This window comes from Nonlabens sp., from assembly GCF_018401815.1.
Taxonomy (GTDB): Bacteria; Bacteroidota; Bacteroidia; order Flavobacteriales; family Flavobacteriaceae; genus Nonlabens.
This window is the reverse complement of the sequence record NZ_JAGYKG010000001.1, coordinates 569,229-594,867: the sequence shown is the minus strand read 5'-3', so window position 1 is coordinate 594,867 and position 25,639 is coordinate 569,229. Positions and strand designations below refer to the sequence as shown.

The window sequence follows — 25,639 nt, the reverse complement described above, 5'->3', positions numbered from 1 at the left end:
CTTGTAATCTATGCTAGCAGCTCAGGGCGAAAAAAGAATGCATACTTAACTCTTATCCTTAATATAATTTTCTATAGCCATAGTCATCGATGGAGACTCAGGAGTTGGTGCTTGAATATCAATTCTCAAACCTTTATCCTGAGCAGCTTTCATAGTGGTGTTGCCAAATACAGCAATACGAGTTTGCTCTTGTGTAAACTTTGGGAAATTTTGAAAAAGCGATTCAATCCCACTAGGGCTAAAAAACACTAAAACATCATACTTTACATCTGCAAGATCTGACAGATCGCTAATCACCGTTCTAAAAAAAGTACCGCTTGTCCATTTTACGCCTAGTTTATCTAACTCTGTAGGAGTAGAATCTCCCAATTTATCAGAACTAGGAACTAGAAAGGTCTCGTTTTTGTGTTTTTTTATAAGAGTACACAACTCAGGGAACGTTCTTTTCCCCACATAGATTTTGCGTTTGCGGTACACCACATACTTCTGCAAATAATAAGCAACCGCTTCGCTTTGACAAAAGTATTTTAAAGATTCTGGAATTTTAAAACGCATTTCTTCGGCTACTCTAAAGAAATGATCTACCGCATTGCGACTTGTCAAAACAATCGCAGTGAACTTGGCTAGGTCAATTTTTTGCTCTCGCACTTCTTTTGCAGCAGCTCCTTCAACATGTATGAAAGAGCGAAAATCGATTTTCACCTTTGTTCTATCCACCAAATTCTGGTATGGTGAATTTTCCATTTTAGGTTCAGGTTGGGAAACTAAAATTGTTTTCACTTTCATATATATATATGTTTTCTATTAGAGTCAAGATTTCACAACATAAAATACTTATATAAAAGTAGATAGGGTATGATTTCTAGCGTGCAAAGGTACAAAATAAAATACAAATGAGTAGAAAAAAGCAGGCTCCTACAGGTGTAAATTAACACCAAATGGTATGTAAATAGTATAAATCCAATGAAAATCAGCGCAGTGAGAAGTGCTGACGCACTGCTGTGGCATACATAAATAACTATACAGTTGGTGATTAAGAGGGCATATGCCAACATAGCTCTATGAATATTTCTATGATGTTGAACCACAAATAGTAATTCTTCAAAATTACAGAGGGTGGCAATTAGTTTCCCAATAACATGTTGGCTGAGGAAAAAAACAGATGTAATTGTTAAACTAAGTAAAAACCCATTTAGTGCTATTGGAAGTTGTTGCTGCTTCTGATAATAAACATATATGAATAAAGCTATATTGATGGTATACACAATAACACTTGCTGTAATCAAGAAAGAAGAACCGTTTTCTCTATTCCTTGAGATTTTGACAAATCGGTTGTTGTAGTAAGAACTTAATATATCCGTAATTTGATATTTAGAAAACCATTTGGTAACCGCGAGAATCGCCACACAAAATAATATGGTGATGCTGATCCAATCGTTGAGTTCTGTATAGCGCGGTTCTAAGTTCATTTCAAAGGGTAAAAATAATATGATTTAACAAACGTTCACAAAGCTGGTTGTTTTATTGTTTATTTTAGCCGAAGAATATGAAAAATACGCTAATTATTATTCCTACGTTTAACGAATTGGAGAATATCCAATTGATGATAGATGCTGTTTTAAATCAAAACCAGTACTTACATCTTCTTGTTGTGGATGATTCTTCGCCAGATGGCACGGCTGAAGTGGTGAAAAATAATTTAGTGCGATACGCTAACCGGTTGTTTTTAGAAGAACGTGAAGGAAAACAAGGTTTAGGAACCGCATACATTCATGGTTTTAAATGGGCTTTAAAAAGGGATTACGAGTTTATATTTGAAATGGACGCCGACTTCTCCCATGATCCTAACGACCTTCCTGACTTGTATGATGTTTGTGCAAAACAAGGCGCTGACCTTGTTATTGGAAGCAGGTATGTCAAAGGAGTAAATGTGGTAAACTGGCCTATGTCTAGAATTCTCTTGTCTTATTTTGCCTCAAAATATGTAAGAATGGTAACTAGAATGAATATTCATGATACTACAGCTGGATTTATTTGTTATCGAGCCTCTCTTTTAAGGAAAATTAACTTGGATAAGATTAAATTTGTCGGCTATGCATTTCAAATAGAAATGAAGTTTAAAGCATTTTTATTGAAAGCAACAATCGTGGAACTGCCTGTTATTTTTACGGACAGGTCTCGTGGGCAATCTAAGATGAGCAGCAGCATCATAAATGAAGCTGTATTAGGGGTAATGAAAATGAAAATGGAAAGTTTGTTAGGACAACTAGAGATATGAAAAAAACGTTAATTAAAAACGCAAAAATTGTTACGGATGGTGTAACAAAAGAAGGTGATGTTTATATAGAAGGAGATACCATTATTGAAATTGCTGAAAGCATCAGTGCTAAAAATGCAGATACTGTAATTATTGATATAGAGGGGAATTATTTGTTGCCTGGAGTTATTGACGATCAAGTGCATTTTAGAGAGCCAGGTCTTACCCATAAAGCCACTATTGCAACAGAAAGTGCTGCTGCTGTCGCTGGTGGGATCACTACATTTATGGAAATGCCGAATACCAATCCCCAAACTACAACTATTGAAGAATGGGAAAGTAAAATGGCAATAGCGCAACGAGATAGTCACGCAAATTATGCCTTCATGTTTGGTGGTACAAATGACAATTTAAAAGAGATTTTAAAAGTGGATACTTCTAGAGTACCCGCATTAAAACTTTTCTTAGGGTCTTCAACAGGTAATATGCTTGTCGATGATAAAGAAGTGCTGCGAGAGATTTTTTCGAATGTAAAACTGCGAATCGCCCTTCACTGTGAAGATGAGGCTACGATCACCGCAAATTTTAAAAAAGCTTTTGACAAATATGGAGATGATATCCCGATGGATCAGCACCCTGTAATAAGAGATGAGCAAGCTTGTTATATTAGTAGTAGCAGTGCTATAAAATTAGCAAGAGAAACTGGCGCGAGAATACATGTATTCCATTTATCAACGGGGAAAGAAACAGCCCTTTTTTCGAATAAGCAAGCTATAGTAGACAAACAAATTACCTCTGAAGTCTGTATACATCATTTGTGGTTTAGTGATGAAGATTATGCAGCTAAAGGAACGTTTATCAAGTGGAATCCTTCAGTTAAAACAGCTGCTGACAGAGAACAATTATGGGAAGCCCTACTGGATGATCGCATAGATGTGATCGCAACAGATCATGCGCCACATACTTTAGAAGAGAAGTCCAACCCTTACACTTCTTGCCCTAGTGGAGGTCCTTTAGTGCAGCACGCATTGCCTGCGATGTTGCAATTTGTGCATGACGAAAAAATAACTATAGAGAAAGTAGTCCAGAAAATGTGTCACAATCCAGCCTTGTTATTTGACATAGAGAAAAGAGGTTATATCAGGGAAGGTTACAAAGCAGACCTTGTTGTTGTAGATACCAATAATCCATGGACGGTTACCAAGGAAAATGTGCTTGCAAAATGTGGCTGGTCCCCATTTGAAGGAGTAACTTTTAAAAGTCGCGTCATGCAAACTTTTGTAAATGGAGAATTGGCGTATAAGAATTTTAAAGTGTCCGAAAATAAAAATGCCCAGGAACTATCATTTGTAAGATGAAAAAAATAGTAGTTGTCCTTTTTGCGATTTTTATCTCATCATGTTCTAATGTGGAGAAATCTCCTCCACCTGAAAATCTGTTTTCCAAAGATAAAATGGCCGCATTAATAACCGACTTATATTTAATTGAGGGAGCTATCTCTTCTAATAAAACGGCTTATCTTAAAACGGGTGTCCAGCCCAGTTCTTTCTTATATGAAAAGTATGATATGGATAGCATTACTTTTCAAGAGAATTTGAATTATTATACAGACCGAGTAGAAGAGTATCTTTTGATTATGGATGAGGTTCAAGAAAACTTTAAATCCCTTCAAGATTCTCTAAACGCAAGACAGGAAAGAATTAATAAAGAAGAGCAGAGTCGTGTTTCTAAAAATACACCTAAGGATTACATCAAAGATCTTGAGGACTTAGATCCTGATGAAGAAATTTAAATTAGTTTCTTTGCCCATAAAAAGTAGCCACTCGATCAATAGCCTCTTGTACAGGAGTCAACTCAAAGTTTAAGACCTTTTTAATTTTAGCATTAGAGTACTTAGTTTTTGAAGTCATGGACTGCACCTTTGCCATACTTAGCTTAGGTAAAAAACCAAATAGGTTAGGAATTTTAAGCAGGTAAGAAATCAATTTTAAAACACCACTTTTAAGGGGAATATAGGGCTTTCGTTTCTGCAAGCTAATTGCTATTAAATCTAAAACTTCTTTATAGGTTTTGTTTTCTGAAACGAGAATATACCGCTCGTTTTTATGATCACTTTCAGTGAGTTCTTGCATGGCTCGTGTGACATCTCGCACGTCTATAAAACCGCTACTACCGCAGGTATAAAATTTATTCCCAGAGGCTGTTTTACTAATCAGTTGCCCAGAGCCGCATTCCCAATTCCCTTCTCCTAGGATAATACCCGGGTTGACGATGTTAACCATCATATCTTCTTGAGTTCCTCTCCAGGCTTCCATTTCTGCTCCAAATTTGGTAATCGCATAATCGGTATTGAGTCCGTCCAGATTAAAAAAATCGTCTTCATTTACTGACCTGTCTCCCACAGCCTCCCCTAGTGCTGCAATACTACTTACGTGGCAAAACTTCTTAACCCCCATAGCAAGAGCTACATTGATTACATTTTCTGTACCGCGCATGTTGCTATTTTTCATTTCTTCAAAAGGAAGATCATCTATGGCAGCAGCACAATGATACACTGTTGTTACCTGTTGCATGGCCATTTCTAGGCTTGGTATATCAAGAATGTCTGACTGTTTCCATTGAAAAGAATCCACTTGGGCACCAGCACCTTTTTCATAAGACTCAAAAATCTCCCTTGTTTTATCTAGACTTTTCAATTCGCGATAGGTAGCAATGATATTTTTTCCGCTTTCGCGAAAGCGGTATAACAAATGTCCTCCTACTAATCCTGTGGCTCCTGTGATTAAAATCATGCTGTAAAAATAAACAATACGAGACTTAAAAATCCTTTAAAAACACCCAAACCACATATATTTGCAGGCGTAAAACTTTAATTATGGCTTACAACTTTGTACAAGAATTAAAATGGCGTGGGATGATACATGATATCATGCCAGATACAGAAGAAATGCTTCAAAGTGAAGTTGTTTCTGGTTATATAGGTTTTGACCCTACGGCAGATTCTCTTCACATAGGAAGTCTTGTGCAGATCATATTACTCATGCATTTGCAGCGGGCGGGTCATCGACCTATTGCATTGGTTGGTGGAGCCACGGGCATGATTGGTGATCCTAGCGGGAAGAGTGCCGAGCGTAACTTGCTCACTCAAGATATTCTTGATAAAAATATTGCTGGTGTAAAAAGTGTGATTGCTAGATTTATAGATTTTGAAGGCGGTGAAGAGGCGACACGAGCCAAGCTGGTTAACAATTATGACTGGATGAAGGACTTCAGCCTTATTGATTTTGCTCGCGATATAGGGAAACACATTACCGTTAATTACATGATGGCAAAAGAATCGGTAAAAAAACGTGTCTCTGGTGAGGGGGAGGGAATGAGTTTTACCGAATTCACTTACCAGTTGTTTCAAGGCTATGATTATTTACATCTTTATGAAAAGGAAGCTTGTAAACTTCAAATAGGGGGCTCTGATCAATGGGGAAACATCACCACTGGAACAGAATTGATAAGGCGCAAAGCGAGAGGTAAAGCTTATGCGATTACCACACCACTAGTAACAAAAGCAGACGGTACAAAATTTGGAAAGACCGAAGGGGGAAATATCTGGCTGGATACAGCTAAAACCAGCGTTTACAAATTCTATCAATTCTGGATTACAGCAACAGATGATGACGCTATAAATTGGATCAAGATTTTTACGTTCTTAGATCAAAAAACTTGTGATGCTCTTATTGAAGAACATCAAAAAGATCCAGGCTATAGAGCCCTTCAAAAACGACTCGCTCAAGAAGTAACCATTATGGTTCACGGTAAAGAAGCTTATGAAACTGCTGTTGAGGCTTCTGGAATTTTGTTTTCTAAAAAGGTAACACCAGAGCAATGGGGTAAAATGGATCAGGCGACTTTATTAGAGATTTTTGAAGGTGTGCCACAAGTAGAAATTGATAGAGCTGTAATTGAAAATGGAGTAGATGTTGTTACGTTTATGAATGAAATCACAGGTTTTTTAAGTTCCAATGCTGAGGTGCGTAGAGCGCTTAATGAGAATAGTCTGAGTATTAATAAAAACAAGATCTCTGAAGATAAAATGATCACTATAGAAGATGTGATCGCTGGTAATATGATCTTGCTCCAACGCGGTAAGAAGAATTATTTTTTAGTGGTGTTGAAGTAGTCGTAGTACTTAATCTAGATAAAAAAACCTTATGACTTTTTTTAAAAAGTCATAAGGTTTTCTGCCTACTGCCTACTGCCTACTGCCTACTGCCTACTGCCTACTGCCTACTGCCTACTGCCTACTGCCTACTGCCTACTGCCATCAAATTGCAACCTCTTATATCGGAGTGATCAAACCTTCCTAAAACCTGAAAGCTTCCATCGGTAAAGCTTTTTCCCAGATCTTGAGTTGCTATAAAAGAGCAAGAATTGTAGTTGGCCAAGTCTATAACGTTTAGCCCTCCGGTTTTTCCATGGTCTATCGCAGATAGAGGATCGTTAGTGTCTCTTGTGCTTACTCTCATCCATGGTGGCGTTGTAAAGGTAATCCCATCATTAGCATAGGCTTGAGAAAGTAATTCGGTCATTCCGTATTCACTTTGAATACTCGCTTGTGTAAAAGCTGTTTGGAGGATACCGTGTAATTCTGGTTTAATAATTTCTTTGCGCATTCCTTTCATCCCCCCTGTTTCTATAATAATCACATTATCTAAGGGCATCGCATATTCATCTGCGAGCTGTAAAAGCGCAAAAGTCACTCCTATAAGGATTATTTTTTGAGAACTATTTTCGAAACTTTTAAGGACTTTGGAAAGTGCTGCGAGATCATTGAGGTAAAAGCCACTCTCTGCTCTCTGGGATGCCTTGATCCAGCGTTGTGCCATATACACTAGTGAAGAGCCACTGCGATCTAAATAGTGAGGGAGCAGTGCCAGTATAACGTAGTCTTTGGCTTCTCCATAGGTTTTCTTAAAGCTGTGATCTAGGCTTTTGTTGTACACTTCTAAGTCGGTTACTAGGTGTTTTGAAACATTATTACCTGTAGTTCCGCTGCTGGTAAAAGTGATTTGTGCGGGTCGTTGATCGCTTAACACGGTATGTGATTTAAAAAATTGTATGGGCAAAAATGGGATCTCTTCTATGCGAGAAGCTCGAGTCTTGTGGAGGTATTCACAGTACTGTTGATAAACAACATTTTTTCGCAATTGATAACGATAAATTTTCAAAGCCATTTTTTCAAATGCTTCATTAGAATGTATATCAAATACGGTGAACTTCACATGGATTATTTGATGTAAAAGTAAATAAAAAAGCAGCATTAACTCCTATCATGCCCTTGCTAACAGCATTTAAAGTCAGGTCTTCACAAACCTTATTTAAAGTGAAACAGTCATTTTATCGCATTTGGGCATGCTATTACTCTTTGTATTGACCAATCGGTATTGGTTTATGAATTGTGCATTTTTTTTAAAGCTATGTGTTTTCATAAGGGTTGACTTATTTGTGTTGATGAACTACAGCAGATTGATCTGAACAAAAGCATATATTTGTTGATTCCTAATTGAAGCTTTATTTTTAAAGTTTGGGGTATTCTGCTTCCGCGAAAGTGGAATTATCAATTATTTTCATAACTTCATCTTTTGGACCACGGAGTTAACCTAAAGCTAACATGAATTTAAAATCATTGAGTAACTATCTTATTAACTTAGCCTCCTAAGCATATGAAAGACGAAATGAAAGACGCTAAAGCCAAAATTCTATTAGTTGATGATGAGCCGGATATCCTAGAGATTGTTGGGTATAACCTAAAAAACGAAGGGTATCAGGTTTATACGGCAGAAAATGGTGAAGAAGCACTCAAAAAAGCAAAAAAGAAAAGGCCTGACCTCATTATCTTAGATGTCATGATGCCAGTAATGGATGGAATTGAAGCTTGTGAGAAAATGCGTAAATTGCCTGAACTAGATGGTACTATCATTACTTTTCTTACCGCTAGAGGAGAAGATTATTCTATGATTGCTGGTTTTGACGTAGGAGCAGATGATTATATTACAAAACCAGTAAAGCCACGTGTTTTGGTTTCTAAGGTAAAGTCACTCTTGAGGCGCCGAGAAAATGAAGCGCCATCTGCCTCAAATATTGTAAAATTAGGTGATTTGATCATTGATAGAGATCAATATAAAATAATCTTTAAGAAAGAAGAAATGATCTTGCCTCGCAAGGAATTTGAATTACTTTCTTTACTTACTACAAAACCAGGTAAGGTGTTTAAGCGAGAAGAAATTCTAGACATCGTATGGGGTAACGAAGTTATTGTAGGGGGTCGTACAATAGACGTTCATATTAGGAAGTTGCGAGAAAAACTGGGGGACGATAGTTTTAAAACGGTAAAAGGTGTAGGTTATAAGTATGTCAAATAATACGCAATCGACATCACAAAGAAAAAGTTACCGTTTTGCAATTAGATCATCGATCTATATTACCTTTTTATTATTTTTAATTCTACTTCTGGTTACCTTTATTGACGGGGTACAACTTCCTGCACCTATTCTTTTAGGAATAATCATTAGTGTTTTTATTTTGTGTTTTGTGATTATTCAGTACCGCGTACAGAGATTTATTTACCGCCGCATCAAAAAGATCTATGAAGATGTTTCACTTTTAGAGTCCAGCAATTTTTCTGACCGTGAGATTGCCACTGACATGCGCACACTCAAGGAGCAAGTAGAACGGTTTGCTCGTAATAAAAAAATAGAAATAGAAACACTTCAAATACGAGAAAACTACAGAAAAGAATTTTTAGGAAATATATCTCATGAATTAAAAACGCCGTTGTTTACAGTACAAGGTTATATAGACACGCTTATAGATGGCGCGCACAAGGATAAAGTGATACGCAAGAAATACCTGGAACGAGCTCAAAAAGGAGTGGAGCGACTTACTTATATCGTTAGGGATATGGACATGATCACAAGACTTGAAGTAGGCGATATGAGTCTGGACAAGGAACATATTGATGTCATTAACTTGGTAAAACAGGTTTTTGATCAGTTTGAAATGAAGGCATCAAAAAAAAATATTTCATTAGTTTTTGATATGAAATATGATCAACCTATTATGGTACATGCAGATCAAGAAAGAATACTTCAAGTGATTTCAAATCTTATTATGAATTCTATTAAGTATGGTAAACAAAATGGAACTACCGAAGTAGCTGTTGAAGATCTTATCAATAATAAAATTATTTTAAGGGTAACAGATAATGGTGAGGGAATTAAACCGGAGTATGTTCCTAGATTGTTTGAACGGTTCTTTAGGGTAGATAGAACGGGGTCACGTAAAGAAGGTGGCTCTGGGTTAGGACTAGCTATTGTTAAACATATCGTAGAGGCTCATGGAGAGCGTATTTATGTGGATAGTGAGCTAGGCATAGGTTCTGAGTTTTCATTCACGTTAGAAAAAGTTCCTTTCAAAATGGAAGAAGGCGAACTTGAAGAAGGCTGACTACATTCCCATCCTTTATAGAGTTCCACGCGAGATAACATTTGTATCTGAAAATCTTCTTGAGTAGCGTAAGGAACAATTCCTTTTTGATCTAACAATTCTGCGAGGTATTCTTGTTCAAACTGGCCTGGGGTGGGAATAAAAAATGCTTTTTTACCCATTTTTTGTAGGTCCATAATAGTGGTATAACCACTCCTGCTCAATACCATTTCAGAACGATCTAGTGCCTTTTGTAAGCCATCTGTAGAAAGATAATTGTAATAAGTAAGGCGTCCTTTTTTCTCTACCTTTTGTTCCTTTTCTACCTTGCCTGCAATAAATAACACCTTTCCTTTATATGATTTAAGCTCTGTAAGAAGCTTTTTCTCTAAAATACCTCTTTGTGGTTCTGGACCAGATAGCAATACCATTAAATCATATTTTTTTTGATAATTACCCGTATTCTGAAATCTAGAAAGAGGCCCTAAAAATACTTTCTCAATTTCAAAATCCTCGTTATAGGAAAGCTTGCCGGTAAGGTTGTTTGGGCTATCAAAATCAGGAATCCAGCAATAGTCGTATTTTTTTATATAATGCAAGTGTAATTGCGTGCTTAACCAGGTCGTACTGCCAGATAATACCTGCAGTTGATGGGTTATAATTACAGAGGGAACCAGGTTGCTATAAAGTCCCAATCTATTGTCAGAGATGATGCCTGAGATAGTGTATTTCGGAATGATTTCTTGAAGCATTTGTTGCTCATTACGTATGGCCATCCATATTTTAGGAGAATCTTTGAGCATCTTGAGCCTTAAATTTTGTCCTTCCTTTGCATACTCTATATCATAAGAAGGGAGTTCTATAAAAGTTTGTTTAGAATATTCTTTTTTAAGTAGCTCGAGTGCTTCTCCATCACTAGCAATAATAGGGTGGTCACCATTATTAATAATGGCATTTATAATAGGAATGCACCTTGTGGCGTGTCCTAGCCCCCAGTTTAACGGGGCAATCAAAATGTTTTTTGATTTTTGCATGTAGTAAATATACAATGACTTTGTAATCAGGTATATTTGTACTCATTAATTAACCTTTAAATAATTGTATTGGGAAGTAAGAATAAACTCAAACGATTTAACGAAAACGAAACATTTAAAAATGTCCTACAGCCTTCTCGTGAAGAGGTGGTTTCTGGCTTTAAATATCAGGGGAAATGGCAGAAGTTTTTTGGAAACACAAATCCTATCACTCTTGAGTTGGGGTGTGGTAAAGGAGAATATACTGTTGCGTTAGCACGTAAATATCCCGAGCGCAATTTTATAGGTATTGATATTAAAGGCGCACGTTTTTGGCGGGGAGCAAAAACGGCCTTACAAGAAGGTCTTGACAATGTTGCTTTTATAAGAACTCAGATTGAATTGGTTGATTCCGCTTTCGCGAAAGCGGAAATTCAAGAAATATGGATCACATTTCCAGACCCTCAAATCAAGTACAAACGCACCAAGCATAGAATGACCAACCCTGACTTTTTATCCAAATATAAACACATCTTACAACCAGATGGTGTTATGAATCTTAAAACAGACTCAGAGTTTATGCACGGTTATACCTTAGGCTTATTACAAGCGAGAGGTGAAGAAATCTTATACGCTCATCACGATGTTTATTCTAATACCGAGTCTCCTGAAGAGGTTACAGGAACTCAAACTTTTTATGAAAAGCACTATTTAGAAACAGGAAAAGCAATTACTTATATCAAGTTTAAATTGAAGTAATGACAGGAGTATTTCACTTGATTTTTGGTCTGGTAATAGGGTTTGTTGGAGTTATTCCTCCAGGATTATTAAACTTAACTGCAGCTAAAATAAGTGTTAAACAAAACAGGAAAGCGGCAATAATTTTTGCATTAGGTGCGTCTTTTGTGGTGATAGGACAGGTGTATATAGGTGTTTTTTTCTCCAAATTGTTGAACGATAACCCAGAAACGTTGTTGCTTTTAGAGCAGTTTGCGATTATTGCTTTTATTGGGCTGTCCATTTTCTTTTTTATAAGGGCTTCTCTTGATTCTGGAACCCCAGAGGTTAAAGAGATCAACAGGTCTGCAGCAAAATTAGTTGCTCAGGGAATTATCTTATCGGGGTTAAATATTTTTCCAATACCTTTTTACATTGGATTTAGCTCTTTTTTGGCGGGTAAAGGATTGTTCATATTTACCTATCCCACGGCTCATCTATTTATAATAGGAGCCTCTTGTGGGACTTTTTTAATGTTACTGGCTTATATCAAATATGTCAAGAAATTTGCTTTTGACAGCGATACCTTTGCGCGTAAGATTAATTTTATTTTAAGTGGACTTACCTTACTGATTGCTATTTTTACAATTATTAGAATATATGGATGAGCAGTGACGACTTCTTTGGGAGAGTATACGAGGTGGTCAAACAAATCCCTTATGGTAAAGTTACCAGTTATGGAGCTATTGCAAGAGTTCTAGGCACACCCAGAAGTAGTAGAGCCGTTGGTTATGCCATGAATGCATCACATAACGACCCTGAGGTGCCTGCTCATAGAGTGGTAAACCGCAATGGCATTCTTACAGGCAAGCATCATTTTCCAGGAACAAATCTTATGCGACAATTGTTAGAAAGTGAGGGTTTGATACTAGAAGAAGATCAAATTAAAAATTTTAAAGAAAACTTTTGGGATCCAATGACATTACTCAATATGCAGAATAAAAGAGGCTATTGAATTTTACTTTCCCTTTTAATGGTGTAGAAAGGAACTTATAAATAGAAAATATATCCTAAGTTAAACCACCAGATCCAGTCGTTTGCTCTGTTGTTTACATTGTTAGGGCTCAATCCATCTACATAGTTGCTGTCTAGATAGTAATGCCACTTAGAAGAAATTAAAAGGTCACTTAATGGCCCTACTTTATATCTAAAACCAATATCTCCTGTAATGGCTAAAGCACTTCCCTGTGAGGTATCAATGCGATCAATAAAAGTTGGGAATGTAGTTATTGGATTCCCTAAAGGTCCTAAACTACTGGTAGCTTCAGGTCTATAGTTTACATAACGAGCTCCGATGCCTATATAGGGAGCTATTTTAGGTTTTCCTAACTGAAAATCTCTGATGCTTAATGGGTACCATTCAATTTGTGCGCCAGCTTCAAACACCTTTGCTTTACCTTCCATGGATCTAAGTTGTAATCCGCCTAGGGATAATTTATCCGATTCTGGCCCTAGATGATTTAATTTTGTTTCATGATAAGCAATCTCACTTCTTATCTTAAAGTGGTCATTCCAGTAGGTGTCCGCACTATAGCAATCACAATCTGCACGATATGCAAAGTTGATGTAGTGCACTATTCCCAAACCTATTCCTACGTTTCCTTTGTTGGTATTAAAGTCGTACCGTTCTCCATAGTCACTTTGAAAAGCCACTGGCCCAGTAATAAAACCTAGTTCATGTGAAAAGCCTAATTGTGCATTACTAATCAGTGTCATTGCAAAAAAAAACAAGAGTGTAGTAATGTGTTTTTGTGGGTGCATCATTAAAAAGCCTTTATGCTCGGGGTAAATATAATAAAATGTGATCCACACATACCCTAAACGTTGGGCATAATGCCTTAAGTATTAGACGTAATGCAATTTTTACTTCGGCATTGATTGTTAAAGCTATACTTTCAAGTGCAAATATTTTGGTAAAAAAATCTACACCATACGCGATAATATTATATTTGCAGCTTTAACGAAAACGTTTTCTTAAAGGAACAAATTAAAGATAATGGAAAAAAGCATCCAAGATTTTATCGATTTGATAAAAAGTAAAAACCCTAATGAACCAGAATTCATACAGGCAGTAACAGAGGTGGCTGAAGCGGTTATACCTTTTATCGAGAATCACCCCAAATACGCTAGCGATAAACTGTTAGAACGTATGGCAGAACCAGAACGCGTCACCATGTTTCGTGTGCCATGGACAGATGATAGTGGAGAAGTACAGGTCAATAGAGGGTACCGCATTCAAATGAATAGCGCTATCGGTCCTTATAAAGGGGGATTGAGATTTCACCCTTCTGTGAACTTGAGCATTCTTAAATTTCTTGCTTTCGAACAAGTATTTAAAAATAGTTTGACCACATTGCCTATGGGTGGTGGAAAAGGGGGTTCGGATTTTAATCCCAAAGGGAAATCAGACCGTGAAGTGATGCGTTTTTGCCAGTCTTTTATGGTAGAATTACAGCGTGTCATAGGAGCTGATACTGATGTGCCAGCAGGTGATATAGGTGTAGGTGGACGTGAAATAGGATATCTTTTTGGCTATTATAAAAAATTGAGAAATGAATTTACAGGTATTCTAACTGGTAAAGGCCGCTCTTATGGTGGTTCATTAATACGCCCAGAAGCAACAGGTTACGGTAATGTGTATTTTGCTGAAAATATGTTGAAGACTCGTGGGGAAAAAATAGCAGGAAAAACAGTCGTGATTTCTGGATCGGGAAATGTGGCGCAATATGCGGCAGAGAAAATCATTCAATTGGGAGGTAAGGTAGTTACAATGTCAGATTCTGGAGGTTATATTTATGATAAAGCCGGTATTGATGCCAATAAACTTGCATTTATAATGGATCTTAAAAATAATCAGCGTGGTCGTATTTCTGAATATACAGCTACTTATTCTAGTGCAAGCTATCATGAAGGAGCACGTCCTTGGTCGGTAACATGTGATATCGCTTTACCATGCGCTACTCAAAATGAGTTGAATGGCGATGAAGCTAATACACTAGTATCTAATGGATGCATTTGTGTAGGTGAAGGAGCCAACATGCCTTGCACTCCAGAAGCAATTGAAGTTTTCTTAAAAAAGAAAATCTTATTTTCACCTGGAAAGGCATCTAACGCTGGTGGTGTTGCTACGTCGGGTCTTGAAATGTCACAAAATTCTATGCGTTATAGCTGGACTGCCGAAGAGGTCGATAGTAAACTTCACAGCATCATGAATGATATTCACGAGGCTTGTGTAACTTACGGAAAAGATAAGGATGGATTTGTAGACTATGTGAAAGGAGCAAATATTGCTGGTTTCGTTAAAGTTGCAGACGCCATGTTAGCGCAAGGAATTGTGTAGTATTTTAAGATTTATATAGGTTTCACTTTCTGATTTCTTGAGGAATTAGAAGTTCAAGTATCAATTGATTCTGTGCTAAACCGAAATTAAAACAATACCAACCTCTGTAAAAGCTACAGAGGTTTTTTAATGCCTTAAATTAAGTTTATTTTTGTGCGTATTCATCATATACTAAAGATGGGTACGTTATAGGTGTATGAAAAAAGTTGTCTTTATTGTTTTATTGGTTTGTAACTTCACAGTTGCTCAAGATTTTTCAGATTCTTGGGAGGGCCTGTTCTCGTTTACTACTATAGTAGATATTGAGGAATCGGCAACATCGGTTTACGCTGCCAGTGAAAATGCTGTCTTTATATACGACCTCAACTCTAGAACCTATACTACTTTAACAACTATCAACGGTCTTAGTGGAGATGAGATAAGTCAGATCCACTACAGTGAAGAAAAATCGCTATTAGTTATAGGTTATGAAAACGGTTTGCTTCAAATTGTCGATCAAGATGGATCAGTAATAGACGTAGTGGCTATTAAAGATAAGCAAGTCATTCCTCCAGATGATAAAAGAATTAATGAGTTTAAAGAAAGTGGGGACCTTCTTTATATTGCTACTGACTTCGGGATTGCCATCTATAATCTGTCAAGACTCGAGTTTGACGACACCTATTTTATAGGGGATAATGGTGTTCAGGTACCCATAAATTCTATTGAAATTTTTCAAGGTTTTTTATATGCCGCAACATTAGATGTTTCTAGTGCGATAAGAAGGGCGCCAATCGCAGATCCCTTTTTAATTGATTTTTCCAACTGGATTCAAGTGAATCCTGATATTTGGGATGAAGTCATATCATTTGATAACCGGTTATTTGCAATAACCGTGGGAGGTTTTTTTACCGAGTTCAACGGAACATTATTTGTCAGTAATGGAACCCGTTTTCCATCAAGAGTACGAGATGCCTTTGCTACAGATGAGTTCCTTACACTAACTTTTAATAACAGAGTTTTAATTTATGATACAGGTATTAATGAACTTGTTGTTGTAACTACTATAAACGGGGAGTCTTATAATTTTACCCAAGCTATAACAGTAGGAGGTGATTTATTTATAGGCACTGAAGAAAACGGAATGATTAGAGTAAATATTCAAGACCAGACCGACTTTGAATTTATCGCAGCCGATGGACCTACTAGAAACAGAGCGTTTTCTATTGCAGCCTCCCCAGATGAGTTATGGGTAGCTTATGGAGATCACGATGAGTTATACGATCCTTTCCCGTTAGAACGATTGGGAGTAAGCCATTTAGTAGCTGAGGAAGGGTGGACGAATTTTGAAGCTGCCGATGTTTTAAATATTGCCAGTATTTCTTCCATCACTATCAACCCAGATAATACAGATGAGGTATACCTCAATTCTATGCATGATGGATTATTAGAGTTTACGGATGGTGTTGCTACTACTTTATACGGGGTCAACAACAGCACGTTAGAAAGCATACTTCCTCCGGCAACTGACTTTGTAAGAATCTCTAACAGTGTTTTTGACAATCAAGGGAACTTATGGAGTCTGGCTAATAAAGTAGACAATGCTCTCAATAGGAGAACTCCTTCTGGACAATGGACCAGTTTTGACGTGAGTGAAGAAGTAGCTAGTATAGCTGCTGATCAAGGAATAACTAGAGTAGTAGCAAATAATACGGGAACTATTTTTTTCGGCACCATTGCAAATGGACTGGTAGGATTTGATCCTGCTGCAAATCAGTTTGCCCATCTAGTTGATGACGTTGGTTTAGGAAACTTAGTGAATAGTTATGTCACTACCTTGAGATTAGATTTAAACAATCAATTGTGGATAGGCTCTAATCGAGGGTTAAGAGTTCTGTTTAATCCCAACTCTATGTTTTCAGAAAATCCTAGTGATGCACGATCTATAATCATAGAAGATACCAACGGAATACCACGCGAGTTACTAGCAGATGAGGCTGTGACGGATATCGAAATAGATGGAAATAATAACAAATGGATTGCGACCGCTAGTTCTGGGGCCTTTTTATTCTCTCCTTCTGGTAGAGAAACCCTTTTTCAATTCACAACAGATAATTCACCGCTGCCTACAAATTCGGTCAACGATATCGCTATTGATGAGTCGACGGGGAAAATTTACTTTGCGACCGATAAAGGTATTGTCGCTTTTCAAGGAGAACGATCCAGTAAACCACAAGAAGATTTGGAAAACGTTAGAGCTTTTCCCAATCCAGTGCGGCCAGGTTTTAATGGCAATGTTACAATTGATGGGTTGACTGATAGGGCTCGAGTAAAAATCACAGATATTGAAGGGAACCTTGTTTATGAAGCCATTTCTCAAGGAGGAAGTATTCTGTGGGATACCCGAAGCTTTTCAGGGAATAAAGTCGCTTCTGGGGTCTATTTTTTATTTATTTCTACTAGTGATAACATAGAAACTGCTGTTTCTAAATTGATGATCGTTAGATAAATGCTTATAACAACACCAGCTATAGTATTATCTACAATAAAATATAGTGAGTCAGATCTCATCGCAAAATTATACACCAGAGAATTGGGCACACAATCCTTTATTCTTAAAGGAATCCGTAAATCTAGAAAAGGAAAATTGCGCAGTTCTTTCTTTCAGCCGTTAACCCAATTAGAAATAGAAACCCAGCACCGAGGAAAGGGAACGCTGGAATACATTAAAGAGGCACGAGTTATAGTTCCTTATCAAAGCATACATAAGGATATTGTAAAAAGCAGCATGACCTTGTTTTTTTCTGAAGTCCTTTCACAACTCCTTACCGAGCAACAGCCAGACCAAGAGTTGTTTGAATACCTTTCATCTGTTTTTCAATACGTAGACCAATCGGATCATGTTGCCAACTTCTCCATTAAAATACTACTGGATATGACCCTGTTTTTAGGTTTTCAACCAGATGTAACGACCTCGGGTGCTACCTACTTTAATATGTGGAATGGTACCTTTGATGAAAATGGTTTACAACCACATCACTTAACTGATGTAGAAAGTGAGCAATTAAAAACCTTTATAGGCACGAATTTTGATAAGGTTCATCAAATAAAAATGAATCGAGAACAGCGTAACGGCCTATTAAATTTGGTTATGGAGTATTTTCAGATACATTTGCAAACTTTTAAAAAACCCAATTCGTTATTAATTTTAAAGCAACTTTTCGACCATTGAAATTGGTACTTTTTATGTTTGTTTTTTCAAGCATTTATAGTGCTGCACAAACAGTTACGGTTTTAAATAATAAGACTAAAGAGAAGTTAGCTTCCGTTCTGGTATATAACAAAGATAAAAGTGTCAGTAACATCACCGATTTGGAAGGTCGGGTTTCTCTAAATAAGTTTTCAAAATTTGACCGCATCTATTTTCAAAGTATGGCCTTTGAAACTTATGCTATAGATAAAATAGAAATAAAAAGTCAAGGCCAGCTAATATTCATGACTCCACGATCAGAAAAAATAAATCCGATTGTTATTTCTGTATCTAAATTTGAACAACGCAAACAAGACATTCCTCAAAAAATCATATCCCAAAGTGCTGCGGAAGTACTCTTGAGTAACCCACAGACCAGTGCCGACTTATTACAACAGTCTGGCCAAGTTTACGTTCAAAAATCACAACAAGGTGGTGGAAGTCCGTTAATCAGAGGTTTTTCAACCAACAGATTGTTGATCACTGTGGATGGAGTGCGTATGAACAATGCCATTTTTAGAGGTGGAAATCTTCAGAATGTAATTTCTATTGACCCCTTAAGTATTGATCACACAGAGGTAATTTTAGGTCCAGGTAGCGTTGTTTATGGTAGTGATGCAATAGGGGGTGTCATGAATTTTTACACCAAAAAACCTCAATTTGCCTCAGATTCTACCTTGTTTTCTGGGAATGCAGTGGTAAGATATGCTGCTGCTAATAATGAAAACACTGCGCATTTAGATGCTAATTATGGCACACAGAAGTTTGCTGCTGCAACCAGTATAAGCATGAATTCTTTTGGAGATTTGAAGATGGGTTCTCATGGACCGGATGAATACCTTAGAAACCAGTATGTAGATAGAATTGATGGACAAGACGTTGTAATCAATAACGATGATCCAGAAAAACAAATCCCTACAGCTTACGATCAAATTAATTTATTGCAAAAATTCAGTTACCAACCTAATCAACGTTGGGAATTTGATTTGGGATTAATTTATACAGCTACTGGAAATTTCTCCAGATATGATGCGTTGACCAGATTTAGAGCTGATGGGAATCCCCGTAGCGCTCAATGGTACTACGGTCCTCAGAAATGGTTGATGGCAAATGTCAAAGCTACACATAGAGGTGATGGAAAATGGTACGATAAAGTTATATTCTCTCAGGCATATCAGCAGTTTCAAGAAAGCCGAAACAACCGTTCTTTTCAAGAGCCTGATTTGTTTCAGACTAAAGAGCAAGTAGATGTTTGGACGACTTCTATTGATTTTGAAAGACGCAACCGAGAGAATAATGTGTTGTTTTATGGTACAGAATTCATTCATAATCGCGTAGGTTCTATAGGTAGCGTATTTGATATTGACACCCGGCAACGAGAAGCTGCGCCGAGCAGGTATCCAGATGGCTCTTCTTGGAGATCACTAGCTGCGTACGCAAATTACCAATGGAAAGTAGATTCTAAATTGGTGATACAGTCCGGGTTGCGATACAATCATATATGGTTAGAGGCTCCATTTGATGACCAGTTTTATGATTTTCCTTTTGAAGAGGCACATTTGAGTACAGGTGCATTAACAGGTGCGCTTGGAGCCACCTATCTTCCAGAGGAAACTTGGGAATTTAGGGCTAATTTCAGCACGGCCTTTAGAGCTCCGAACGTGGATGATATAGGTAAGATTTTTGACCCCAGTCCTGGGACTGTGATTGTTCCTAATCCAGATCTGGAATCAGAGTATTCCTATAACTCTGAATTAGGGGTTAAAAAACGCGTCAATGATCAATTTACTTTTGATATTTCTGGTTACTATACGTATTTGAAAGATGCTTTGGTTCCTAGAAATTACCAACTTAACGGGGAGGACCTGATTTTGTATCACGGAGAATTAAGCCGGGTGCAAGCCATACAAAATGCCGAAAGCAGCGTTGTTTATGGTCTAGAAATAGGAGCTCAGTACGAGATCAATGAGCAGTTGCGTATCTACGGCCATTACAACTGGCTCAACGGGGAGCAAAAGGAAATAGATGGATCTAAAGTGGCCGTGCGCCATGTATCCCCTAGTTTTGGTGATGCGCACCTAGTGTATCAAAATGACCGATTCCAATGGGATGCCTTTGTGATGTTTAACGGTCAGTTTGAATTTAATGACTTGGCACCTAGCCAGCAATCCCGTCCTTATTTGTATGCCTTGGATGAGGACGGGAATCCATACTCGCCCAGATGGTATACAATGAATTTGAGGTCCAGTTACAAAATCAACGAAGGGTTAACCGTTACGGCTATTTTAGAAAATATAACCGATCAGCGCTACCGCACCTATTCTTCAGGAATTACTGCTGCTGGACGTAATTTAATTCTTTCCTTAAGATATGCTTTTTAGAAAAAGGAGGATGGTATGCTCGCTTTCGCGAAAGCGACATACCCTTCCAACTACTAATAGAGGACTTTATACATACATCAATTAATCATACAGCCAGTTGGCATTAGAAGTTACTTTACAAAACCAAACCTTTCAATTGCACCGCAGTGGTGCGTGCTATTGGGTACAGCAAGATGTGATCCTCCTGGCAGATGTGCACTTGGGCAAGAGCGCTCATTTCAGAAAGTACGGTATGGCCGTTCCTTCTCAAGCAGATGGTCAAGAGTACGATAAACTCAACCAAATCATTGAAGAATTTCAGCCTTCTAGATTGTGGTTTTTAGGGGACTTATTTCATTCTTATAGAAATACAGAATGGCATTTTTTTGAACAATGGAAGCGTTCTCAAGATATAGAAATCTCATTAGTTATGGGAAACCATGATGTTATTTCTAGAGATTCTTTTGAGCACTTGGGAGTTAAAACTTACGATCTGCTCCAAATGGGAGATGTATTTCTGACACATCATCCAGAAGAAATAGAAGGCAAATACAATATTGCAGGTCATATACATCCATCGGTAAAACTACAGGGCATAGGACGGCAAAAAATAAAACTTTCTTGTTTCTTTTGTACAGATTACGGAATGATATTGCCCGCTTTTGGAGATTTTACAGGTACCTATACGCTACAGCCTAAAAAGGGAAATAGAGTCTTTGCCATAGCAGATGATGAGGTGATAGAATTAAGTTGATGCTTGTTATGGGTAAAAAAAGAGTAGATTAATCAGTCTTAAATTTTTTAAATTTGACCTTACAGGTGCATTTTTATATCAGTACTATTATCTTTAGCAGATGTCAAGAAAACTTACTTCCATTTTAAATGTATTAAGCGTCATCCTACTTATTGCTTGGAATGCCTATGCTAACACAGGAAATTACAATGGTAAAAGTGTTGGCGAGCTAAGTGCGGAGTATGACAATCTATTCACTCCTGCTTCATATGCCTTTTCCATTTGGGGGGTTATTTTCTTAATGTTGACGGTTTTTGGTATTTATGGAGTGTACGTTTCCTTTTCTAAAAAACACCAGACAGAAAAGAAGGAGTATACAACGGATGTTATAAAAACTACAAGCCCTTGGTTTCTTGCGGCCAATATTTTTTGCGGTTTATGGGTTGCCTTATGGTTGGATGAGCACATTGCTGCTTCGGTAGTAATGATGCTGGGAATCTTATTTTGCTTATTAATGTGCGTACGTCAGTTGGACATGGAGATTTGGGATGCGCCATTTCCTATTATCGCATTTGTCTGGTGGCCTCTGTGTTTGTATTCAGGCTGGATAAGTGTGGCCACTATCGCAAATATTGCTGCTTGGTTAAATGGGACCTATGAAATTGCTGTAGAGACTCAAGTCGTGGTAACTCTCCTAATGATTGTTATCGCATTTGTGATCAACTCGCTTATGATCTGGAAGCGTAACATGCGCGAATTTGCCCTAGTAGGTGTTTGGGCGCTTGTTGCTATTTTCGTTCGCTTTCAATCAGAAACACTACTGGATGCATCTAGTGCTCAGTTAATCTCTTATACTTCATTAGGTTTTGCGATTGCATTATTTATTCAAACTGTAGTTCATGGCGCGATGAATGCCAAAACCAATCCGGTTAAGAAATTTTTGGAAGGCAGAGCCGTTAGTCGTTTCTTTTAATCGGTTAGGAGCTTTTTTGATAAGGCATTAGTGCAAGTACACCCAACTTCTATTAAAGTAAGCTCAATATTCTAGATAAACTTTAAGTAGAACGTATCTTTGCGATCCTATTATGAGTTTTACTACTATTCAAAACCAATTTTCACAAGCGGCACCAACGCAAAGCTTGAGAAAAATCGTGGCCCAGTCTCAAGGATCGTCTACGATAAGCGGACTCAACGGGAGTTCCATTTCCATTGTTCTTAACTCTGTTTTTAAAGATGCAGACAAGCCTTTTATGTTGATTTGCAACGACAAGGAAGAAGCTGCATTTTATTTGAACGACTTGGAAAAAATGGTCGGGGAACCAAACGTACTGTTCTACCCCGGCAGTTACCGACGTCCGTATCAAATAGAAGAAACGGATAACGCAAACGTTCTCTTGCGTGCTGAGGTGCTTAACCGCATCAACTCGCGCAAAAAGCCAGCCGTGATTGTTACTTATCCAGATGCGCTTTTTGAAAAAGTAGTCACTCGTAAAGAGTTGGAAAAGAACACGCTTAAAATTGCAGTTGGTGATCAACTATCTATTGAGTTTGCTAATGAAGTCTTGTTTGAGTATAAATTCAAACGAGTCGATTTTGTAACAGAGCCTGGAGAGTTTTCTCTAAGAGGGGGTATTCTAGACGTGTTTTCGTTTTCAAATGATGAACCTTATCGACTAGAGTTTTTTGGAAATGAGATCGATTCCATACGCGTATTTGATGTGGAAACCCAACTCTCTAAAGAGCAAACAAAAAAAATCTCCATCATACCTAATGTAGAAAATAAGCAGTCGGAAGAATCTCGGGAGAGCTTTTTAAAATACCTTTCTAATAATACGGTCATCTTCACAATGAATATGGATTTGTTATATGGTCGTGTGGATTCGCTTTTCGCGAAAGCGGAACAAGCATACAATGAATTGCAAGGAGAAGTAAGGCAATTGACCCCTCACGAAATCTTCAGCAATAGCAAGTTGATCAAAACACAGCTTAAAGAATACAATCATATAGAATTCACTAGCTCAAGTGGGGTAGTGGTTTATAATACATCTCCTCAGCCTAGTTTTAATAAGCAGTTTGATTTACTGATTGAAAATTTAAGGCAAAACGAGGCAGACGGATATAAAAACTTTCTTTTTTGTAGTAGTGAGCAGCAAGCCAAACGTTTTCATGACATCTTTGACGATATGAAAGCGGAGGTGCATTATGAAACAGTAGTGATGCCTCTCTATCGCGGTTTTATAAGTCACGATTTGAGAGTGGTTTGTTATACCGATCATCAAATATTTGATAGGTACCATAAGTTCCATTTAAAGAATGGTTATGCTAAAAAGCAGGCAATCACTTTAAAGGAACTCAACACACTAGTCATAGGGGATTATGTAACACATATTGACCACGGAATTGGGAAATTTGGCGGATTACAAAAGATAGAGGTGAGCGGTAAAAAACAAGAAGCGATCAAGCTGATTTATGGGGAGCGGGATATCTTATATGTTTCCATACATTCTTTACATAAAATAGCCAGATACAGCAGTAAGGATGGCAAGCCCCCTAAAGTCTATAAACTGGGAAGTCCAGCATGGAAAAAATTAAAGGCCAAGACTAAGACTAGAGTAAAGCAAATTGCCTTTGACCTGATTAAATTATATGCCAAACGCCGTGCGCAAAAGGGATTCCAATTTGCGCCAGATGGGTATTTACAAAACGAGCTGGAAGCAAGTTTTATCTATGAAGACACTCCAGATCAAAGCATTGTTACGGATGATGTTAAGAAAGATATGGAGAGCGATCGCCCTATGGACCGCCTCGTTTGTGGTGATGTAGGGTTTGGAAAAACAGAGGTAGCTATAAGAGCAGCTTTTAAGGCAGCCGTTAATGGGAAACAAGTGGCTGTGCTAGTACCCACTACTATACTTGCTTTTCAACATGCAAAAACATTTAATGAACGACTTGCAAACCTTCCTGTAAAAGTGGATTATTTAAATCGATTTAGAACTGCCAAAGAACGCAAAGCTGTTTTAGAAGGATTAGAAAATGGCTCTATTGATATTGTTATAGGTACGCATCAATTGGTGAGTAAGTCTATTGTTTTTAAAGACCTTGGATTGCTGATTATTGATGAAGAACAGAAATTTGGTGTTGCGGTGAAAGACAAACTCAAAACACTTAAAGAAAATATAGATACGCTTACACTGACAGCAACTCCTATCCCCAGAACTTTACAGTTTTCTTTAATGGCGGCACGTGATTTAAGTGTGATTAAAACACCGCCACCTAACCGACATCCAGTAGAGACTAAAGTGGTGCGCTTTAGTGAAGAAACCATACGCGATGCTATTAGTTATGAGATTTCTCGTGGAGGCCAAGTCTTTTTTGTACATAACCGTATTGAGAATATCAAAGAAGTAGCTGGAATGATTCAGCGATCTGTTCCAGATGCAAAAATAGGTATAGGGCATGGACAGATGGAAGGAAAAAAACTAGAAAACTTAATGCTTGCTTTTATCAATGGCGAGTTTGATGTACTGGTTTCTACTACGATTATTGAAAGCGGTTTAGATGTTCCTAACGCCAATACGATTTTCATCAACCACGCTAATAATTTTGGACTTTCAGACTTGCACCAGATGCGCGGTCGGGTGGGGCGTAGCAACAAGAAAGCGTTTTGTTACTTCATTACACCACCTTATGAGGTGATGACAGAAGAGGCAAGAAAACGTATACAGGCATTAGAAATGTTCTCAGATTTAGGTAGCGGTTTTAATATCGCTATGAAGGATCTTGAAATAAGAGGCTCTGGAGATATATTAGGGGGTGAGCAAAGTGGTTTTATTAATGAAATAGGTTTTGATACGTATCAAAAAATATTAAGTGAAGCCATTACGGAATTAAAAGAAAACGAGTTTGCTGATCTTTATGAAACCAACGATAAGGAGAAGAAACACGTCACTGATGTCACTGTGGACTCTGATTTTGAATTGCTCTTTCCAGATGATTATATCAACTCCATTACAGAGCGTCTCTCGTTGTATTCTAAGCTTAATGAAGTAGAAGATGAAAAAGCTTTAGAGATTTATAAGAAAGAGCTAATAGATCGATTTGGGGAGCTTCCTGAAGAAGCAGAGAATTTACTGACTAGTGTAAGAATCAAATGGGTGGCTACCCGATTGGGATTAGAAAAGATTGTGATGCAACAAGGTACATTTATAGGATACTTTATCTCTGATCAACAAAGTGGGTTTTATCAAAGTGAATCGTTCTCTAGAGTATTACAAGCCGTACAGACTAATCCTAAGGTTTTGAGGATGAAAGAAAAACAAACTCGTTCAGGATTGCGATTGATCCTTAGGGTAGAACATGTAAACAGTGTAGATCGGGTTTATGACATTTTAAATGCTATTATGCCAGTAAGCGCATGAAGTAGTGAGTAATGTCAACATACATTTATAAGG

The 25,639-nt window shown here is 37.6% G+C and carries 22 protein-coding genes; 16 read left to right on the top strand and 6 right to left on the bottom strand.

Annotation, left to right across the window (positions count from 1 at the left end; all coding sequences use genetic code 11):
• Nucleotides 1–45: 45 nt before the first annotated feature.
• Entirely contained in the window at nt 46–786 is a 741-nt protein-coding gene (locus KG732_RS02705) for a uroporphyrinogen-III synthase (RefSeq protein ID WP_213520842.1), read from the bottom strand.
• Nucleotides 787–818: 32 nt separating this feature from the next.
• A complete protein-coding gene (locus KG732_RS02700) occupies nt 819–1,469 on the bottom strand; it encodes a DUF4271 domain-containing protein (protein WP_213520841.1) in 651 nt (216 codons plus the stop codon).
• Between the two features lie 77 nt (nt 1,470–1,546).
• On the opposite strand from KG732_RS02700, the gene KG732_RS02695 reads away from it, so the two are divergent.
• Genes KG732_RS02695 through KG732_RS02685 form a run of 3 tightly spaced genes read left to right on the top strand, consistent with a single transcriptional unit; the run spans nt 1,547 to nt 4,049 of the window.
• Nucleotides 1,547–2,278 (top strand): polyprenol monophosphomannose synthase, encoded by a 732-nt coding sequence (locus tag KG732_RS02695; protein WP_213520840.1) that lies wholly within the window; start codon nt 1,547–1,549, stop codon nt 2,276–2,278.
• Nucleotides 2,275–3,615 carry a dihydroorotase gene (locus tag KG732_RS02690; protein ID WP_213520839.1) on the top strand — a complete coding sequence of 447 codons (1,341 nt, stop codon included), beginning with the start codon at nt 2,275–2,277 and terminating at the stop codon, nt 3,613–3,615. The genes KG732_RS02695 and KG732_RS02690 overlap by 4 nt, the downstream gene beginning before the upstream one ends.
• Nucleotides 3,612–4,049, top strand: a complete 438-nt coding sequence (locus KG732_RS02685; protein WP_213520838.1) for a DUF4296 domain-containing protein — start codon at nt 3,612–3,614, stop codon at nt 4,047–4,049. The genes KG732_RS02690 and KG732_RS02685 overlap by 4 nt, the downstream gene beginning before the upstream one ends.
• Before the next feature lies 1 nt (nt 4,050).
• Here the strand turns inward: KG732_RS02685 and KG732_RS02680 are convergent, their stop codons facing one another.
• On the bottom strand, nt 4,051–5,049 hold the full coding sequence (locus KG732_RS02680; RefSeq protein ID WP_213520837.1) for an NAD-dependent epimerase/dehydratase family protein: 999 nt from the start codon (nt 5,047–5,049) through the stop codon (nt 4,051–4,053).
• Nucleotides 5,050–5,132: 83 nt separating this feature from the next.
• Here KG732_RS02680 and tyrS point away from each other — a divergent pair, with 83 nt between their 5' ends.
• A complete protein-coding gene (tyrS, locus tag KG732_RS02675; protein WP_213520836.1) occupies nt 5,133–6,431 on the top strand; it encodes a tyrosine--tRNA ligase in 1,299 nt (432 codons plus the stop codon).
• Between the two features lie 121 nt (nt 6,432–6,552).
• Here tyrS and KG732_RS02670 read toward each other — a convergent pair whose 3' ends face one another.
• On the bottom strand, nt 6,553–7,533 hold the full coding sequence (locus KG732_RS02670) for an acyl transferase (RefSeq protein WP_367271473.1): 981 nt from the start codon (nt 7,531–7,533) through the stop codon (nt 6,553–6,555).
• Nucleotides 7,534–7,974: 441 nt separating this feature from the next.
• Between KG732_RS02670 and KG732_RS02665 the strand changes: the two genes are divergently transcribed.
• Complete coding sequence (locus KG732_RS02665; protein WP_213520834.1) at nt 7,975–8,673, top strand: response regulator transcription factor; 699 nt, start codon at nt 7,975–7,977, stop codon at nt 8,671–8,673.
• Nucleotides 8,663–9,757 (top strand): ATP-binding protein, encoded by a 1,095-nt coding sequence (locus tag KG732_RS02660; protein ID WP_213520833.1) that lies wholly within the window; start codon nt 8,663–8,665, stop codon nt 9,755–9,757. The genes KG732_RS02665 and KG732_RS02660 overlap by 11 nt, the downstream gene beginning before the upstream one ends.
• On the opposite strand, the gene KG732_RS02655 is transcribed toward KG732_RS02660, so the two are convergent.
• Nucleotides 9,661–10,770 carry a glycosyltransferase gene (locus KG732_RS02655; RefSeq protein ID WP_213520832.1) on the bottom strand — a complete coding sequence of 370 codons (1,110 nt, stop codon included), beginning with the start codon at nt 10,768–10,770 and terminating at the stop codon, nt 9,661–9,663. The two genes, KG732_RS02660 and KG732_RS02655, sit on opposite strands and share 97 nt — an antisense overlap.
• Nucleotides 10,771–10,839: 69 nt before the next feature.
• Here KG732_RS02655 and trmB point away from each other — a divergent pair, with 69 nt between their 5' ends.
• Genes trmB through KG732_RS02640 form a run of 3 tightly spaced genes read left to right on the top strand, consistent with a single transcriptional unit; the run spans nt 10,840 to nt 12,481 of the window.
• Nucleotides 10,840–11,508, top strand: coding sequence for a tRNA (guanosine(46)-N7)-methyltransferase TrmB (gene trmB, locus KG732_RS02650; RefSeq protein ID WP_213520831.1), 669 nt, complete (start codon nt 10,840–10,842; stop codon nt 11,506–11,508).
• Entirely contained in the window at nt 11,508–12,134 is a 627-nt protein-coding gene (locus KG732_RS02645; RefSeq protein ID WP_213520830.1) for a LysE family transporter, read from the top strand. Before trmB ends, KG732_RS02645 begins: the two co-directional genes overlap by 1 nt.
• Complete coding sequence (locus tag KG732_RS02640; RefSeq protein ID WP_213520829.1) at nt 12,131–12,481, top strand: MGMT family protein; 351 nt, start codon at nt 12,131–12,133, stop codon at nt 12,479–12,481. Before KG732_RS02645 ends, KG732_RS02640 begins: the two co-directional genes overlap by 4 nt.
• Nucleotides 12,482–12,516: 35 nt before the next feature.
• On the opposite strand, the gene KG732_RS02635 is transcribed toward KG732_RS02640, so the two are convergent.
• Entirely contained in the window at nt 12,517–13,290 is a 774-nt protein-coding gene (locus tag KG732_RS02635) for a glutamate dehydrogenase (protein WP_213520828.1), read from the bottom strand.
• A 232-nt stretch (nt 13,291–13,522) separates the two neighbouring features.
• Between KG732_RS02635 and gdhA the strand changes: the two genes are divergently transcribed.
• The 7 genes from gdhA to mfd all read left to right on the top strand — a co-directional run bounded on the left by gdhA (nt 13,523) and on the right by mfd (nt 25,606).
• A complete protein-coding gene (gene gdhA, locus KG732_RS02630; RefSeq protein ID WP_213520827.1) occupies nt 13,523–14,866 on the top strand; it encodes an NADP-specific glutamate dehydrogenase in 1,344 nt (447 codons plus the stop codon).
• 196 nt (nt 14,867–15,062) lie between these two features.
• A complete protein-coding gene (locus tag KG732_RS02625) occupies nt 15,063–17,354 on the top strand; it encodes a T9SS type A sorting domain-containing protein (RefSeq protein WP_213520826.1) in 2,292 nt (763 codons plus the stop codon).
• Entirely contained in the window at nt 17,355–18,077 is a 723-nt protein-coding gene (gene recO, locus KG732_RS02620) for a DNA repair protein RecO (RefSeq protein ID WP_213520825.1), read from the top strand.
• Complete coding sequence (locus KG732_RS02615) at nt 18,074–20,476, top strand: TonB-dependent receptor plug domain-containing protein (RefSeq protein WP_367271472.1); 2,403 nt, start codon at nt 18,074–18,076, stop codon at nt 20,474–20,476. The genes recO and KG732_RS02615 overlap by 4 nt, the downstream gene beginning before the upstream one ends.
• A gap of 97 nt (nt 20,477–20,573) precedes the next feature.
• Nucleotides 20,574–21,209 (top strand): ligase-associated DNA damage response endonuclease PdeM, encoded by a 636-nt coding sequence (pdeM, locus tag KG732_RS02610; RefSeq protein ID WP_213520824.1) that lies wholly within the window; start codon nt 20,574–20,576, stop codon nt 21,207–21,209.
• A gap of 100 nt (nt 21,210–21,309) precedes the next feature.
• Nucleotides 21,310–22,161, top strand: a complete 852-nt coding sequence (locus KG732_RS02605) for a hypothetical protein (RefSeq protein ID WP_213520823.1) — start codon at nt 21,310–21,312, stop codon at nt 22,159–22,161.
• A 112-nt stretch (nt 22,162–22,273) separates the two neighbouring features.
• Entirely contained in the window at nt 22,274–25,606 is a 3,333-nt protein-coding gene (gene mfd, locus KG732_RS02600; RefSeq protein ID WP_213520822.1) for a transcription-repair coupling factor, read from the top strand.
• The last annotated feature ends 33 nt before the right edge of the window (nt 25,607–25,639 follow it).